This is a genomic window from Bacillus smithii, from assembly GCF_001050115.1.
Taxonomy (GTDB): Bacteria; Bacillota; Bacilli; order Bacillales; family DSM-4216; genus Bacillus_O; species Bacillus_O smithii.
The window spans coordinates 1429324-1445362 of sequence record NZ_CP012024.1 but is presented as its reverse complement, the minus strand read 5'-3'; the positions used below and the strand labels follow the sequence as shown (position 1 = coordinate 1445362).

Sequence of the window (16039 nt, the reverse complement as noted above, 5' to 3'; positions counted from 1 at the left end):
TATCACTTCCTTTTCAGAAATTCCGTTTCTTCCAAGTGTTGATGTAAATAATTTCTCAGTTCTGTCGGCAAAGGTTCGCTTTCTTGGGTATCAAAGTTAAAATAGACGATCACGGCTTCGGCACAAGCGACAGTTTTGCCAGTATGTTTGTCTATAATTTCGTGACCCAATGTAAAACTTTTCGTTCCGATTTTTTTGATCGATGTCGTGACAACAAGCCTTTGATTATAATAGGCTTGAGCAACAAAATCACAGCGTGTGGAAGCCAATATAAAACAATGATCCATATTCGTTTCTTCCAAAAAATCGAGACGCGCTTCCTCTAAATAAGCAAAATAACTAGTATTATTCACATGCCCAAAAGCATCCGTTTCACAAAAACGGACACGGATTTCAGTTGAATGCAACGAATTTCCTCCTTTACCGATGGGAAAAAGATGCTTCCCTTTTTTCTATAAACGCTTGCACACCTTCTTTGATATCTTCTGTTTGAAAAACTTCTTCAAAGAGCTGTGCTTCCAGCTGAATTCCTTCCCACAATGGAGCTTGAAGACCTTCATTGATGGCTTTTTTAATTCTGATTAAAGCTGGCAAGGAAAAGCGGTTGATTTTTTCCGCCAGTTTTTTTGCATAGTTTAAACCTTCTCCTTTCGGGACAACATGATCCACGAGCCCAATTTGAAGTGCTTTTTCTGCCGATATGGGATCACCTGTGAACATCAATTCCTTCGCTTTGCTTGCCCCAATTAGGCGTGGAAGCCGTTGAGTCCCTCCCCCCTGGGAATAGGCCTAGCTTGATTTCCGGCAAACCGATTTGGACGTGATCTTCTGCTATCCGGAGATCAGCTGTCAGTGCTAATTCGCAGCCGCCTCCCAATGCCAATCCATTTAACACAGCTATCGTAGGTTTTTTAATATTCTGAATTTTAAAGAAAAAATTATCCGTTTTCATGAATTCTTCTTGAAGCCCCTTTTTCCCAATCCATCGTGGGAAATCTTTTATATCCGCTCCCGCCATAAAAGCCCGTTCTCCTGCACCAGTTAGAAGAATAGCAGTAATCGTTTTCGTCCTCTTCCAGTTGATCGAAAATTTCCGAAATTTCATTTGTCACTTGTCGGCTTAACACATTGAGAGGAGGATTGTTTATCGTCACAATCGCTGTCCTTCCTTCTTTTTCAAGGCTTATTAATGTCATTCTTATTTCACCTCTTCTTTTTCATACGTATAGAAACCCTTGCCTGTTTTTCGTCCAAGCTCTCCCTTTTCCACTTTCTCTTGCAAACATTTCGCCGGTCGTTCCAGAGGGTTTCCTGATTCTTGATATTGCTGATTTTGAACGAAATAGACAACATCTAGACCAGAGAAATCCATTAACTCAAACGGCCCCATCGGATGACCTAATGCTTTCTTAACGATCAAATCAATATCTTGATAGTCGGCATAGCCATTTTCATATAGATAAATAGCTTCCTTATTTAGTGCACCTAAAATCCGGTTTGCAATAAATCCGGAAATTTCTTTTTTTAACAGGACAGCTGTTCGATTCATCCGTTCGCAGACTTCCATCGTCACCTTTGCCGTTTCTTCGCTTGTTTGGCTGCTCATGACGACTTCCACACAATCCATGACAAGCGGTGGGAAGAAAAAGTGCATATTAATCATTTTTTCCGGCCGTTCCGTTACTTCTGCTATGAGAGAATTCACGATCGTAGAACTGTTGGTGGCTAATATAGCGTGTTTTGGCGCCCATGTATCAAGCTCCTTAAATACGCTCCGCTTCACTTCCAGTTTCTCGACAACCGCTTCAATGACAAAATCGGCATCTTGAACCGCTTCCTTTAAATTCGTGGAAAAAACGAGCCGGGCAAAAGCGGCATTTACGGCATCCTCTGTGATTTTCCCTTTGGAAACCCATTTATTCATAATTCCATTCAAAGATTTTTCAGCTTTCGTTAGCGCGCTTTCGCTTATGTCTTGGATAGCGGTTTCAAAACCGCCCAATGCAGCCAACATCGCAATTTGGTGCCCCATTTGTCCTGATCCGATCACTGCTATTTTCTTCACATCATTAATGTTCATGACAGTACCCCCTTATGGACTCATTACATCGCAATCAAGAGTTGATACTGAATATCAATTATTATGTTGGATCCCATGAATGAGCATTTCATAAAAAATTTCGGCCACACGCTTGTCGCTCACTTTTCCTGTTGGCTTAAACCAAAAATAGCTCCAATTGGCAATGCCTAAAATGCCGAATGAAACAATATCAGGCGGCAAGTCTGTGCGGAATTCTCCGTTTTTTATTCCCTCTTCAATCAATAATTGAACATTTTCTCGAAATTGATCTCTTTTCGGCAGAACGATATCAAGATATTGATCGCTTAAATGATTGATTTCCCTTATGAATACTTTTGCTCGCTGTCCTTCTTTTTCGATATCTTGAATTAATTTATAAATGATCGCAAATAATTTTTCTTGACACGTTTTGCTTGGATCCGAGATGATTTTTTTCTGATTCTCTAAAAGACGTTCGATATATTGCAAATGGATATCCTTTAGCAATTCTTCTTTGCTTTTGAAATAATAATAAAAGGTTCCTTTCGTTACATGCAGTTCATCCATGATGTCCTGTATAGAGGTTTCTTTAAAGCCTTTTTCAGCAAATAGCTCGATGCTCTTGTCCATGATTGTTTCTTTCATTGTACAATCCTCACCGTTATCAGTTTTTTGTGATTATACTATAAGAACGAGAGCATCAATACAAGTCTTCATTGTTTTTTCATTGACTCTTCTCGGATGGCTCTTCTCAAAATTTTCCCTATATTGGTTTTGGGCAATTCGTTTCTAAATTCAATGATTTTTGGTACTTTATATGCGGATAGATGCTGTTTGCAGTGATCGATCAATTCTTTCTCGCTTGTTGTTGCCCCTTCCTTTAAGACGATAACAGCTTTAACCGTCTCCCCTCTGTAGGCATCTGGAACGCCAATCACCACTGCTTCCTGAACGGCTGGATGCTCGTATAAAACTTCTTCTACGTCGCGCGGATAAATATTATAGCCACTTGCGATAATCATATCTTTTTTGCGATCGATAATGGATACGTATCCTTCCATATCCATTTTGGCGATATCTCCCGTATACAGCCAGCCGTTGCGTAACGTCATCGCCGTTTCTTCCGGTTGGTTCCAGTATCCTTTCATCACTTGCGGGCCTTTGATGACCAATTCTCCTGGCTCACCAGGCGGCATTTCTTTCGTTCCAGATTCCAAATCGACTATTTTATAAGCTGTCCGAGGGAACCCGATCCCAACCGTTCCCGCTTTTCTTGCTGCAAACGGAGGATTGCAATGGGTTGTAGGTGACGCTTCTGAAAGACCGTACCCCTCTACTATTTTCGCTCCTGTTTTTCTTTCAAATTCTTTCATGACTTCTATTGGCATAGGCGCACTTCCGGAATTGCATAATTTCATAGAATCCAATTGGTACTCGTGGGCGCGTGGGTGATTGGTAATCGCTACATACATGGTTGGAACACCTGGAAATACCGTCGGCTGTTCTTTCTTAATGGTCTCCAACACTTCTTGAAGATCAAATTTTGGGAGAAGGATCATTTCATTCCCACAAAAAATGGAAAAGTTCATGCATGATGTCATCCCAAATACATGAAATAGTGGAATAACCGTTAAACATTTTTCATTGCCTGGATTTAATTCACTTTTAAAAAACTCGTAAGTTTGAACAATGTTAGCCACCAAATTAAAATGAGTCAGCATAGCCCCTTTTGATCTGCCTGTAGTACCGCCCGTATACTGCAAAACCGCAATATCGTTTTTTGGATCTATCTTCACAGGCAAAAAATCGTTTTTTACTGAAAGAACAGATTGAAGCGCCAAATCGGGAAGCTTAGGATGAAAAAGATCTCCTAAACTGACAGTCATCACGGTTTCAATTGCCGTATATTTCTGTACTGATTTTATTTTTGGGTAAAGAGCATCTATCAGAATGATGATTTTCGCCTGACAATCTTTTAAAATATACTCCAGTTCTTTCTCCGATAGCATCGGGTTTAGCTGGGTGACGATTCCGCCAGCGGCAAGGATCCCATAATAACTGATCAAATATTGTGGGCAATTTGGCAATTGTATGGCGACCCGGTCACCTTTTTGAACACCTAGTTTCTGCAAATGGGCGGCAAATATTTGAACTGCTTCCCAAAGTTGTTCATATGTCAGTTTACGGCCATAAAAACTGGCGACATATGCTTGAGGGAATTTTTCCACCGACTGTTCTAACATTTCAGGCAATGTCATTTCCGGAATCGTTATATCATGGGAACAGTTTCCCTGATAGGGAGCAAAGTATTGAACTTCCTCCATTGGAAAATCCCCCTTTTGATCCAATCAGTCCGGAAATTTTATGTCAAAGCGTGCGACCCACCATCCACAAAGAGGACATCCCCGGTTATATAATCCGAAGCTTTTGAGGCCAAAAAAACGGCCGCTCCCTTTAAATCATCGTCACTACCGAATCTTCTTAACGGCGTATGTGACAGCCAATAATCTTTCCCTTTCTCAATAACGACATTCGACATTTTCGTCGGGAAGAACCCCGGCGCAATCGCATTCACATGAATATGATACGGCCCCCATTTCACCGCCAAATCTTTTGTAAAAGTAATGATGGCACCTTTGCTGGTATTGTAGCCGATGGCATCCAAATAATCGGGATCCGTTCCGCCAAGCCCGGCAATCGAAGCCATATTTATAATCTTTCCCGACTGCTGCTCTATCATTTTTTTCCCAACCGCTTGCGACATTAAAAACGTGCCGGTAACATTCACATCGATTACTTTTTTCCAAGCATCAATCGGCATTTCCGCCGCTGGCGCCCCCCATGAAACCCCGCTGTTATTCACTAAAATATCAATGCGTCCCAACTTGCGAATCGTTTGATCCACTACCGTCTGAACATCCTCCGGTTTTGTGACATCGCATTCCAGAGCTAACGTTTTTATCCCGTACACGGACTGTAAACGTTCAGCTGTTTCTTGACAATTCTCTACTTTACGCGAACAAAGGACAACGTTCACTCCTGATTCAGCGTACGCTTCTGCGATCTGCTCTCCTAATCCTCGCCCTCCTCCAGTGATAATCGCCGTTTTTCCGGTTAAGTCAAACAGTTCCTTTACTGTTGCCATTGAAATCTCTCCCTTTCCGGTGAATGCTCACGCAATTCCAGCTTCGCAATTTGCTGTTTATGAACTTCATCCGGACCATCAGCTAGTCTTAGTGTTCTTATATTGGCCCAATGAGCGGCAAGAGTCGTATCATTGCTGACGCCTTTCGCACCGAATGCTTGTATGGCGCGGTCTATTACTTTTAAGGCCATATTCGGAGCAATCACTTTAATCATCGCAATCTCTTTTTTGGCCGCTTTATTGCCGACCGTATCCATCATATAGGCCGCTTTTAAAGTCAACAGCCTTGCCTGTTCAATTTCGATCCGCGATTGAGCAATCCAATCTTGGATCACTCCTTTCTTCGATAAAGATTCGCCAAAAGCCTCCCTTTCTTGTACGCGCTTACACATTTCGTCCAGCGCTCTTTCTGCAGCGCCAATAATTCTCATGCAATGATGAATTCGTCCAGGTCCCAACCTACCTTGGGCGATGGCGAATCCTTTGCCTTCTTCCCAAATGATATTTTCCGCCGGTACCCTCACGTCGTGAAAAAGAATTTCCGCATGCCCATGTGGAGCGTGATCATATCCAAAAACGGGGAGCATGCGTTTAATCTCCACACCCTTTGTATCAAGAGGAACGATAATCATGGATTGCTGTTCGTGTTTTGGAGCATCGGGGTTCGATTTGCCCATGACGATGGCAAATTTGCAACGCGGATCCCCTGCTCCGGAAGACCACCATTTCAAACCGTTTATCACATATTCGTCTCCATCCCGCACGATGCTGGCCGAAATATTGGTGGCGTCGCTGCTCGCAACATCCGGTTCCGTCATCGAAAAACAAGAACGAATGTCGCCGTTCAGAAGAGGTTTCAGCCACTTTTCTTTTTGCTGCTCGCTTCCATAACGGACGAGAACTTCCATATTCCCGGTATCAGGTGCATTGCAGTTAAATATTTCCGGAGCGATCATGCTTCTTCCCATAATTTCGCAGAGCGGGGCATATTCCAAATTGGTCAATCCGGCGCCATATTCGCTGTCAGACAAAAACAAATTCCATAATCCTTCTTTCTTTGCCTTCTGCTTCAGCTCTTCTAAAATGGGTGGAATGGACCAGCGAGTTTCTTGATCGTTCAACTGTTCCTCGAATGTTTTTTCATTCGGATAAATGTATTCTTCCATAAAGGCTGTCAACCGCTTTTGAAGATTGATCACTTTTTCGGAAAACGAAAAATCCATAGAAGTTTGGCCTCCTTTTTTAACTAACCGGTCGGTATGTGCCGTTAATTGTATGTTATATCAATTAGAGTATTCCTGTCAATAATATTTTATAAAATTCTGAAAATTTTATTCGACATAAAAATAGGAAAATCCTATTTTGGTCCATCCGTTATTCACAAACTTTTGCGCTCAATAAAAAAATCAGTTTCCTCCGGGCCAAGTCAGGATGACCAATGGAAACCGGAGGAAACCAACAAAAATCAATACTTTTTCTGTTTTTTCTCTGCTGATGAGCGGCTCACACCGCCGGCTGTTTCTCGTTCCGTTGTTCCTTGCCCTTCCGTTTGAGAAGAGCCTAAACCAATAGTGGAAGGATCTTTTTTTACTCGTTTGCTCAATTTCCATCACCTCTGTCTTACTTTACCTTGACAGCCGCTTTTTATGTATCATACCAGCTGCTTTTTTTAGGATGGAAATCCACGTCCGTGACTTAAATCTTGTTTGTCCGTCAGAACAAGAGCGGAAACAACCACGGAAGAACGGCTGATGTCAAAATGGACGCAAACCCCATGGCAGCCCCGGATACTCCTCCCGGCAACGACCCTTCTGACAGTATTTGCGCTGTGCCGATACCGTGAGAAACCGTACCAATGGATAGTCCTCTGGAAAACGGATCTGATATCCTCGTCACATTCAATAGCCACGGTCCAAACATCGCTCCAAAGATGCCGGCGACCATGACAAAAATCGCCGATAGCGCAGGATCTCCCCCTATAATCTTCGCTTCTTCTATGGCAACCGGCGTTGTAACCGATTTCGTCGCTACTGAGGCTGCAATGGTTCCCGAAAAATCAAATAGTTTGGCAAGCAAAACAGCAGAAATGATGGTTGAAAAGGTACCCAAGACGAGTCCGGCAAGTGCAGGCATCCATTTTTTTAACAGCAAATCTTTATTATGATAAAGCGGAACAGCAAGCGCCACTGTCGCTGGTCCAAGCAGATAAGTCATAATATCCTTTGCCGGCCCATAGTCTTTGTAATCCATTCTACATACCGTAAGCACGATGATGATGAGTACTGTACTCAAAAAAACAGGTGTGGTCAAGGGGGATGGGTATTTCCGGGCCAAAATGCGAGAAATCCAATAAGCCGCTATCGTCACGACAATACTAAACACTGTAATGGCGATCTTCATCCATATTCCCTTCTTTCTCTTTTCCCAGCCATTGACTTGTATACCCCGTAATCAACAGACCGATAATGGAGCTGCCCAGTAAAATAATGATCAATGCAAATCCATTTTTGACAAAAAAATTCCCATAGCTCATGAAACCTACTGAAATGGGAATGAAGAAAAACGCTAAATGCTTATTTAGAAAAGAAGCTCCCCTCTCCACCCAATGAATTTTCACAATTCCAGTTAGAAGCAGTATAAATAAAATCACCATTCCCAGCACGTTTCCCGGAATGGGGATATGAAAAAACTCGACGATACTATAGCTAATCTCATTGATAAGCCATAAAAAAGCGATTTGCAACACAAAAATAAATCCCTGCTTCATCACTCACACCTCCATTTTACCGAAAATTCAAATAACAATTAATTTTATTGTAACTCATTCGTCCAATGAATGGAGAAAAAAATCCATCTTTCATCGTTTTCGAAAAAAACAGACGCCATATTGTGTATAAATCCTTTCATCCTAGAAAACGATAGGAAGGGAGGTGTTAGGAATGGCAAAAATCGGAGTAGAAGAATCATTGCACAATGTATCCGAAGCCTTAAAAGAAAGAGGATATCAAGTGGTGGAATTGAAGAAGGAGTCTGACGCCCGCGGCTGCGATTGTTGTGTGGTCACCGGATTGGACTCCGATATGTTAGGCATTCAAAATACGGTCATAAAAGGACCAGTCATCAACGCCGACGGCTTAAGCGCCGATGAAGTTTGTCGTGAAGTTGAAAACCGACTTCAATCGAGTAGGAGGGAGCGATTAACTCCCGTCCTCTCACACCACCGTACGTACGGTTCCGTATACGGCGGTTCAATTAAGATAATTGACGCAAGTCTTTATAACTTCCGTGAATAGCTGTTCTCTTTATGCCAGTGGTCACTCCACCCTCCAAGAGGTCTCCCACGGGATTCACCGCTTCCTCCCTCAAGTGAGGTACTACGTTTTCTGTGTTCATCATGACTCACTGAATACCAAGGGCTATTCTCTCTTAATTGTTCGGTCCTTCTTAGTTGTTCTAGACCAACTAATACTATGACCTCTGCTGACTTCTGACGGTTCAGCTACTTATCACTAAGTAGGTTATGAAGAGTACTTCACATATCCGCCAGACCTCCCCGGGTAAGTACATGCACTTTCACACCATCTATCCGCCTCATTTACTCGATATGACCTTCGACAGAAAGAGCTTTGTTTTGTTATGCAAACTCACTCAATCATACCTAGCCTTATATGAGGTTCGTGTTCCTCGGACCGGTGTTTTGCCTCCAGCTTCCTTCAGATTCCGCGTCACCACGGACACCCTTGCTCTTGGCTAACCTCTACTTCTGTCTTCGGGGTTCGGGACTTACACCCTATAGTTCATGTACATGCCGGGCGCACATAGAGACACTCAGCGGGAAAACCCGCTGAGTGTTTTTTCCGGCTTTCATATGCTCTCTCAAGTGAAGTGCTTACTGTTGAAAACTTTCCCATCCAGTCTCAATTGCTTACTAGAACGTCAGAAAAGACAAAAGTCCTTATCTGTTGTTTGAAGTTTGACACCGACAAAAAAGCAGACAATGGAAAAGACTTGGCTTTTCGTCATTTACCATTTAACAAGACGGTTCATCTCAGAGAAATCTTATTATGAGCTGCTTGTATTTTTCATGCTGAAATGATTTTTTCGTGTTTTTCCGCCTAAAACAAGAAATAGTTCCATAGCCATTCTGCCATTGATTTTTTATCCTCAACGTGAAAAGCAGGAATTTGTTTAAATTGATGCGGGAAAGGCGTGATGACGGCTTGTACATTTTCCAATTTCAATAAATTCTTGTCCTCTTCTCGGTGAATTATAACCGCTTTAGGAAACGAAGCTTTTTTATAGCCTTCTATCAAAATGAAATCAAGAGGAAGCGATTGATACAGTTTCAATATGTCTTCTAAGCCATAGTAACCGTTGATCGTGACAACGGCTGTGTTTCCGCCTTCTACCGTAACAGCATAAGCGCCCTTTTTCCGGTACCTTTCTGTATCTTTTCCTTTATCTCCGATGACAGGTCGTCCACCATGTCCATGATGTTTCACTACGCCCACCGTTTTTCCGTGAAAAGAAGCATATTCAAGCAAATATTCGATCCAAGTTGTTTTCCCGCTATTTTGATACCCTACTATTTGGAAGATCTTTTGCTCTCTTCCCAACACGACTCACTCCCCGTGTTATCTTCGAGAAAGAGAACATCTACAAGATCTCCGCTTCCAAACCCTCTTGTTCCTCCCGGAAGAACCATTAAGCAGTCTGACCACGCCAGGGACGTTACGACGTTTGATTTATCCAATCCCACCGGTTTTACATGCAGCTTTCCGTCCTCGCCATAAAAGACTCTGCTGCGCACAAACCTGGAAAAAGGATTGGCTTTCGGGAATTCTGATTGTAAAAAAGCTTTTCCTTGGCGCAAGTATGGTTTAGAAGAATGAAGCCAGTAACGTATAAGGGGGCGAACATACAATTCAAATCCAACATAACAAGCAGAAGGATTTCCGGACAATCCAAACAGCATTTTGCCATTCAAAACGGCGGCCGTTGTCACACTACCAGGACGCATAGCGATTTTATTAAAAAGCACTTCAGCCTTCATTTGGCGATAAATTTCCGGCAAATAGTCAAAATCTCCTACAGAAACTCCGCCCGTCGTAATGACTATATCGCATTCTTTGTACGCAGTTTTGACAGCATTTAATACCGAATCGACATCATCGGCGCATTGCCCGTATGTTTTGACTTTTCCCCCTGCTCTTTCAATTTGCGAAGCAATCATGTACAGATTGGAATTGCGGATTTTTCCCGGCACCAATTCTTCATCTACATTTAATAGCTCAGATCCCGTAGCAAGTACACCGACAACGGGAGGTTTCACAACGGGAACTTTGGCATAACCGAAAGTTGCAAGCAACGCTTTTACACCAGGATTAATTTGAATTCCTTCTTCTATCAAAGGCTGACCTTTCTTGGCATCTTCTCCTTTAAAGGAAATATTATCATGTTTTTGGAACGGCCGTTTGATCGCAATAAATGTTTTGCCATCCCGTTTTTCCTCATGAACCAATTCAAGCATGACGACACAGTCCGCCCCTTCCGGAATAGCCGCTCCTGTCATAATGCGGATTGCCTCCATTTTCCCAACTCGAAAAGGACTTACTTGCCCGGCGCCAATTTCATCGATAACTTCAAGAAAAACCGGGCTGTCGCTAGTCGCATCTGCAGTATCTTCGCAGCGGACGGCAAACCCATCATAAGGAGAGCGGTCAAAGGGCGGTACATCGTGGTCCGCTACTAACGGTTTTCCTAAAAAGCGGCGATCGCACGCATCAATATCCACATATTCTATTTCTCCAAGCTGCTTCCACTCCATGACTCTCCGAACGGCTTCACCAACTTTGATCGGGCTTCTCCGTTCCACCATGATCCTCATCCTTTCTCTTACCACCATCATTCTTCGACGTCGGCAACTTTGAGCCAGTTCCAGTCAACGTTCTTGATCCGGTTGGACCCATACTCTTTCCATTCATCCATATATAGAGCGATCGAGTGATTTTTTCGTTCCGATCCATTTTATAAAAGGGAAATTAACAAAATTTCGAATGATGTTCTTCTCTTTTATCCTTCATTCTTTGTAGATTATACCACATTTTCCCTGGCGTCGTTTTGAAGTTCAGCAAATACCAATGGGAGAAATGGATTCCCCATATCTTCCGTCCGGTCACTTTTGCTCCTTTTTTCCATATGTCAGGCTTTGATCAACTTTCAGCCCTTGTATGGAAGATTTCCTTCAATTTTTTCTGATTATATCTTGTTCGTTTTGACAATACGCGCATTTGTTTTTTTCTTATTGGACGGTTATCCACCGATATAGGACATTTCAATTTTTTTACGGGGATGATGAGTATTAGCCAAACGTTCATCTGAATAACGATCTGTTCGGTGGTTCCAAATGTCTGCTACTTTTTGTGCAATTTCTTCATCCTTCGCCCCGCTTCGCAGAAGAGCTCTCAAGTCGTAGCCTTCACTTGCAAACAGGCAAGTATACAGTTTTCCTTCGGCCGAAATTCTGGCTCTTGTGCAGCTTGAGCAAAAAGATTCTGTAACAGAGGTGATAAAACCGACTTCCGTTTGTTCACCTTGATAACGATACCGTTTAGCCACTTCGCCAAAATACGCCGGTTCCACTGGCTCTAATTGAAAACGGCTCTTTAATTTTTCGTATATTTCTTTTTTGGTTACCACTTGATCTAATTTCCATCCATTTGAATTTCCGACATCCATAAATTCAATAAAACGGAGAGAAAGTCCTTTTTTCCGACAAAATTCTGCCATCGGCAAAATCTCGTCTTCATTCATACCTCTTTGTACAACCATGTTTATTTTCACCTTAAGGCCATGGGCAAGAGCAGCGTCAATCCCCTTTATGACTGCCTTGGAACGGACTCCTCGGCCGTTCATTTTCATAAAAATTTCATCATTCAGAGCGTCAAGGCTGACATTCACCCGTTTTAAACCAGCTTCTTTCAATTCTTTTGCATATTTAGGCAAATATACTCCATTTGTTGTAAGACCAATATCTTGAATGCTGGGAATTTTCAACAATCGCTGAATGAGGGAGGGGAGTTCTTTTCTCATGAGCGGTTCCCCGCCTGTAACTCGGATTTTCCTGACCCCCAATTTGCTAAAGATCATTGCCAATCTTTCTATTTCCTCAAACGAAAGCACTTCCTCTTTCGGCAAAAAAGCAAAATCCGGGCCAAATATTTCGGCGGGCATACAATATTGACAGCGGAAATTACAGCGGTCAGTCACACTTATACGCAAATCTCGCAAAGGTCGATTCAACGTATCAAGAATTGGAATTTTCATTGTTTTCATCTCCCAAAAAGGAATGTTCCTTTTTAAGCTCATTTCTTTTTTTGTGAAACGTGTCTCATTTCCATAACGATAGAAAAAGGGAGCAGAGTACGCTCCCTTTTTTCTATTGTAAAGGAAAATTCATTGTACGTACACCGTTTTTTTCCTGATGCCATTTTCGATTCTCCTTATTGAATACTGTACAGATCAAAAAAGAAAATCAGACCTGATTTAGGAGAAAAAGGTGCGGCTAATATTCGTAAACAACGTTATGAAGGGTATGAGAGGAACCAAATGTATGAAAAAGACGGCAAAAAAAACTTGCCGCCCATTTCATTAATTGACCAATCGTCCCGTTATTCCTTTTGATTCCCAATAATTTTTTCTTAATAACACCTTTTGAATCTTTCCCGATGCCGTTTTCGGCAGTTCCTCCACAAACGTTACTCCTGTAATCGCTTTAAAATGAGCTAACTTTGAACGGGAAAATTCGATTAATTCTTCTTCTGTTACGGTTTCGTTCGGTTTCTTGACTACAAAAGCATGCGGAGTTTCTCCCCACTTTTCATGCGGCACGGCGATGACAGCGGCTTCTAATACAGCCGGATGCTCGTAGAGAACGCCCTCGACTTCAATAGAGGAAATATTTTCTCCGCCGCTAATGATAATATCTTTTTTTCTGTCCACAATGTCGATATACCCGTACTCATCAATCGTCCCCATATCGCCGGTATGAAGCCAACCGTTTCGGATCGTCTCCATTGTCGCTTCTTCATTTTTCCAATAACCTTTCATCACGGCGTTGCTTCGAATAACCAGTTCTCCTATTTCCTTTCCGTTTCGTGCTACTTCCTCCCCATGTTCATTAACAACCTTAACACGACAACCAATCATCGAATAACCGGCTTTGGCTCTCACACGCCATTGCTCTTCCAAAGGTAAATGGCTCAAATGGGAACGAACGGTGGAAACCAAATGCAGCGGCGTACTTTCCGTCATTCCGTAAACTTGGATAAACTCCCAACCCAATTCATTCTCTACTCTTTTCACAAAGGAAGGCGGAGGAGCTGATCCGGCAATGACGACACGCACATCTTGTTCAATGATCGGATGATGCTTTTCATTATATTGAAGCAAGGAATTTAATACTGTTGGGGCCATTTCCATGATGGTGACACGATGCTTTTGCACTAAATCAAATATGGTTTTTGCATCCACTTTTCGCAAAGCTACTTGTGTCGCACCATTCGCGGTGAAATAAAAAGGGGATCCCCAGCCGTTAACGTGGAACATAGGCAGTACATGAAGCAGCGTGTCTCGATCCGAAACGCGCAAATGATGCATCGACCAAAGTGCATGAAGATAATTATTGCGATGCGTCAACATAACCCCTTTTGGGTTTCCGGTCGTCCCGCTCGTATACAATAAACTACATACATCTTCTTCATGGATTTCGGGTCGTTCTACTTCGCTAGTTGGAAACATGCCCAACCAACGGTCATAATCCAATTCTTCATTGTCGCTGTCTTTATAATGAACAATAATATGTTCAACAGTCGCTAAGCGGTCTTTCACCGGTTGGATCAAATGGTAAAGACCTTGGTCGACAAACAGTACTTTCGATTCACTGTGATTTAGCATAAACAAATAATCTTCCGGTTTCAGACGAATATTCAAAGGAACCATAATGGCTCCGATCTGAAAAATTCCGTAAAAACCTTCAAGCATTTCCAACGTGTTGGGCGCTAAATATGCCACGCGGTCTCCCTTGCGGATGCCCAGTGAATACAGCCCATGAGACAACTGATTCACTCTTTCTTTTAATTGTCGATAAGTGATATAGCGATCATCGTTAATCATTCCAATTTTGTCTGCATATAATTCGGCAGCGCGATCTAAAAAATCTGTCAGTACTAACGGAACGTGCATAACTCATCTCCTCCATTGTTCAGAAAATTATAATATATTAGAATATTAACATATTTTAATAGGAATAAACAATGATTTCCCTGCTGCCTTTTTTCCTAGTCTAAAAGAATGGTAGAAAATTCAGCCAATCCCTTTCATCGATCCGTCCCCCCGTATACGTCTATAAAAAAAGAGGATATATGTTCTTGAACGAACATCATATCCCCTTATCATTTATGAATCAAAAGCAAGTGTTTGAAAAAATTATTCATCCTCTTTTTTTCTCTTTGGCAATCTCTTTTCACGCCGAGCAGCCTCTCTTAATAAAAATTCAATATGGGCATTCACACTACGGAATTCTTCTTGCGCCCATCGTTCAATGATTGCATACAATTCAGGATCTATTCTCAACGGAAAATGTTTCTTGTTGGCCATGTTGATCCACAACCATTAGTACAAGCTGCCGGTATTAATGACCGGCTGAGCGCCACGGTCAGATATGATCGCAATCATTAAATTATTCACCATGTTCACTTTTCTTTTCTCATCCAGTTCAATCGTTCCATCGTTCGAAAGCTGTTCGACGGCCATTTGAGCCATGCTGACAGCACCTTCTACAATCATTTTTCTGGCAGATAGAACGGCGGCGGCCTGTTGACGCTGAAGCATGGCGCTCGCAATTTCTGTCGAATAAGCCAAATGGGTCAGCCTCGCTTCGATTACTTGAACTCCCGCAACGTTTAACCGTTCTTGCAATTCATCGGCCAATTCTTTGGAAACAATATCCGCATTGCCTCTTAATGTAATATGGTGGTCATCCAACGTATCATAAGGATACTTTGTTGCGACGTGGCGAATGGCAGCCTCGCTTTGGATTTCTACGAATTCTTCATAATCATCTACATCAAAAGTTGCTTTCGCTGAATCAATGACTTTAAAGACGATGACGGAAGCAATTTCAATCGGATTTCCTTCCACATCATTTACTTTCAGTTTTTTGCTGTTAAAATTTCGCACGCGAAGAGACACTTTTTTCTTATTCGTAAAGGGAACAGTTAAAGCTATACCGCTTTTTCGAATGGTTCCTACATAACGCCCGAAAAAAACGACAACATTGGCTTGGTTAGGCTGTACAATAGTCAGACCGCTCCCGATCAGTATGGCAATGATCACCAACAAAATAGAACGAAAAAAATGATCTCGAGACATGGCTAAAAAAGCCACAGCCAACAGAGCGATAATTAACAAAATTCCGATAAATCCGTTCATGTGCCATGCATTTTTCTCTTTCAATTTTCGCTTCCCCTTCCTATTGGAATTTATATCAAAATGATATCATAATTTGAAATATATGTAAATCATAACAAATTTTCCGTAGAATGATTGAAATGAAAAAAAGTCCTTATTTTATCAACGCCTTAAACTTTTTATCACGATAGGATGTCCACACCGCACCCGTTCATGATTGTGCGGTCTCATCCTTTTATTGTCACTGTCCTAACCATCCTGAGCAAGACAAACCATCTTCCATGAACAAAACACAAAAAATCGCCGCTTCATGGAAGCGGCGGCCTGTACGACGGCTGAATCAGCCTTTCTTTGTGATTGCATTT

General features: G+C 42.1%; 15 protein-coding genes and 2 pseudogenes. 1 reads left to right on the top strand and 16 read right to left on the bottom strand.

Annotation, left to right across the window (positions count from 1 at the left end; translation table 11 throughout):
* Positions 1–2: 2 nt before the first annotated feature.
* From BSM4216_RS06865 to BSM4216_RS06825, 10 genes and pseudogenes are all read right to left on the bottom strand, one after another.
* A complete protein-coding gene (locus BSM4216_RS06865) occupies positions 3–407 on the bottom strand; it encodes an acyl-CoA thioesterase (RefSeq protein ID WP_003354652.1) in 405 nt (134 codons plus the stop codon).
* 13 nt (positions 408–420) lie between these two features.
* Positions 421–1196: pseudogene (locus BSM4216_RS06860) on the bottom strand (enoyl-CoA hydratase).
* Between the two features lie 2 nt (positions 1197–1198).
* On the bottom strand, positions 1199–2080 hold the full coding sequence (locus tag BSM4216_RS06855) for a 3-hydroxyacyl-CoA dehydrogenase family protein (RefSeq protein WP_048623208.1): 882 nt from the start codon (positions 2078–2080) through the stop codon (positions 1199–1201).
* Positions 2081–2134: 54 nt separating this feature from the next.
* On the bottom strand, positions 2135–2704 hold the full coding sequence (locus tag BSM4216_RS06850) for a TetR/AcrR family transcriptional regulator (RefSeq protein ID WP_048623207.1): 570 nt from the start codon (positions 2702–2704) through the stop codon (positions 2135–2137).
* A 68-nt stretch (positions 2705–2772) separates the two neighbouring features.
* Positions 2773–4383 carry a long-chain-fatty-acid--CoA ligase gene (locus BSM4216_RS06845; protein ID WP_048623206.1) on the bottom strand — a complete coding sequence of 537 codons (1611 nt, stop codon included), beginning with the start codon at positions 4381–4383 and terminating at the stop codon, positions 2773–2775.
* 38 nt (positions 4384–4421) lie between these two features.
* Complete coding sequence (locus tag BSM4216_RS06840; protein ID WP_048623205.1) at positions 4422–5204, bottom strand: SDR family oxidoreductase; 783 nt, start codon at positions 5202–5204, stop codon at positions 4422–4424.
* The gene (locus BSM4216_RS06835; RefSeq protein ID WP_048623204.1) at positions 5192–6427 is read right to left on the bottom strand and encodes an acyl-CoA dehydrogenase family protein; all 1236 of its coding nucleotides are present in this window, start codon (positions 6425–6427) and stop codon (positions 5192–5194) included. The genes BSM4216_RS06840 and BSM4216_RS06835 overlap by 13 nt, the downstream gene beginning before the upstream one ends.
* Before the next feature lie 242 nt (positions 6428–6669).
* The gene (locus BSM4216_RS16680) at positions 6670–6807 is read right to left on the bottom strand and encodes a YuzL family protein (protein ID WP_147542796.1); all 138 of its coding nucleotides are present in this window, start codon (positions 6805–6807) and stop codon (positions 6670–6672) included.
* Positions 6808–6917: 110 nt separating this feature from the next.
* Complete coding sequence (locus BSM4216_RS06830) at positions 6918–7604, bottom strand: LrgB family protein (RefSeq protein ID WP_048623203.1); 687 nt, start codon at positions 7602–7604, stop codon at positions 6918–6920.
* Positions 7579–7971 carry a CidA/LrgA family protein gene (locus BSM4216_RS06825; RefSeq protein WP_003354647.1) on the bottom strand — a complete coding sequence of 131 codons (393 nt, stop codon included), beginning with the start codon at positions 7969–7971 and terminating at the stop codon, positions 7579–7581. Before BSM4216_RS06825 ends, BSM4216_RS06830 begins: the two co-directional genes overlap by 26 nt.
* A gap of 172 nt (positions 7972–8143) precedes the next feature.
* On the opposite strand from BSM4216_RS06825, the pseudogene BSM4216_RS06820 reads away from it, so the two are divergent.
* Positions 8144–8383, top strand: a pseudogene (locus BSM4216_RS06820) (YkuS family protein); the annotation flags it as partial.
* Between the two features lie 936 nt (positions 8384–9319).
* Here BSM4216_RS06820 and mobB read toward each other — a convergent pair.
* The 6 genes from mobB to BSM4216_RS06790 all read right to left on the bottom strand — a co-directional run bounded on the left by mobB (position 9320) and on the right by BSM4216_RS06790 (position 15719).
* On the bottom strand, positions 9320–9820 hold the full coding sequence (mobB, locus tag BSM4216_RS06815) for a molybdopterin-guanine dinucleotide biosynthesis protein B (protein ID WP_048623202.1): 501 nt from the start codon (positions 9818–9820) through the stop codon (positions 9320–9322).
* The gene (locus BSM4216_RS06810; protein WP_048623201.1) at positions 9790–11082 is read right to left on the bottom strand and encodes a molybdopterin molybdotransferase MoeA; all 1293 of its coding nucleotides are present in this window, start codon (positions 11080–11082) and stop codon (positions 9790–9792) included. Before BSM4216_RS06810 ends, mobB begins: the two co-directional genes overlap by 31 nt.
* A 434-nt stretch (positions 11083–11516) precedes the next feature.
* Positions 11517–12530, bottom strand: coding sequence for a GTP 3',8-cyclase MoaA (gene moaA / locus BSM4216_RS06805; RefSeq protein WP_048623200.1), 1014 nt, complete (start codon positions 12528–12530; stop codon positions 11517–11519).
* A 324-nt stretch (positions 12531–12854) separates the two neighbouring features.
* Complete coding sequence (locus tag BSM4216_RS06800; protein ID WP_048623199.1) at positions 12855–14447, bottom strand: long-chain-fatty-acid--CoA ligase; 1593 nt, start codon at positions 14445–14447, stop codon at positions 12855–12857.
* A 243-nt stretch (positions 14448–14690) separates the two neighbouring features.
* A complete protein-coding gene (locus BSM4216_RS16220; RefSeq protein WP_003354639.1) occupies positions 14691–14861 on the bottom strand; it encodes a type II toxin-antitoxin system antitoxin in 171 nt (56 codons plus the stop codon).
* 15 nt (positions 14862–14876) lie between these two features.
* Entirely contained in the window at positions 14877–15719 is an 843-nt protein-coding gene (locus BSM4216_RS06790; RefSeq protein ID WP_048623198.1) for an SPFH domain-containing protein, read from the bottom strand.
* Positions 15720–16039 lie beyond the last annotated feature (320 nt).

What these genes read in the sequence shown, in the direction of transcription:
- BSM4216_RS06855 (WP_048623208.1), bottom strand. Translation starts at nt 2,080, where the DNA reads ATGAACATTAATGATGTGAAGAAAATAGCAGTGATCGGATCAGGACAA.
- BSM4216_RS06850 (WP_048623207.1), bottom strand. Translation starts at nt 2,704, where the DNA reads ATGAAAGAAACAATCATGGACAAGAGCATCGAGCTATTTGCTGAAAAA.
- BSM4216_RS06845 (WP_048623206.1), bottom strand. Translation starts at nt 4,383, where the DNA reads ATGGAGGAAGTTCAATACTTTGCTCCCTATCAGGGAAACTGTTCCCAT.
- BSM4216_RS06840 (WP_048623205.1), bottom strand. Translation starts at nt 5,204, where the DNA reads ATGGCAACAGTAAAGGAACTGTTTGACTTAACCGGAAAAACGGCGATT.
- BSM4216_RS06835 (WP_048623204.1), bottom strand. Translation starts at nt 6,427, where the DNA reads ATGGATTTTTCGTTTTCCGAAAAAGTGATCAATCTTCAAAAGCGGTTG.
- BSM4216_RS06830 (WP_048623203.1), bottom strand. Translation starts at nt 7,604, where the DNA reads ATGAAGATCGCCATTACAGTGTTTAGTATTGTCGTGACGATAGCGGCT.
- BSM4216_RS06825 (WP_003354647.1), bottom strand. Translation starts at nt 7,971, where the DNA reads ATGAAGCAGGGATTTATTTTTGTGTTGCAAATCGCTTTTTTATGGCTT.
- BSM4216_RS06810 (WP_048623201.1), bottom strand. Translation starts at nt 11,082, where the DNA reads ATGGTGGAACGGAGAAGCCCGATCAAAGTTGGTGAAGCCGTTCGGAGA.
- moaA (WP_048623200.1), bottom strand. Translation starts at nt 12,530, where the DNA reads ATGAAAATTCCAATTCTTGATACGTTGAATCGACCTTTGCGAGATTTG.
- BSM4216_RS06800 (WP_048623199.1), bottom strand. Translation starts at nt 14,447, where the DNA reads ATGCACGTTCCGTTAGTACTGACAGATTTTTTAGATCGCGCTGCCGAA.
- BSM4216_RS16220 (WP_003354639.1), bottom strand. Translation starts at nt 14,861, where the DNA reads ATGGCCAACAAGAAACATTTTCCGTTGAGAATAGATCCTGAATTGTAT.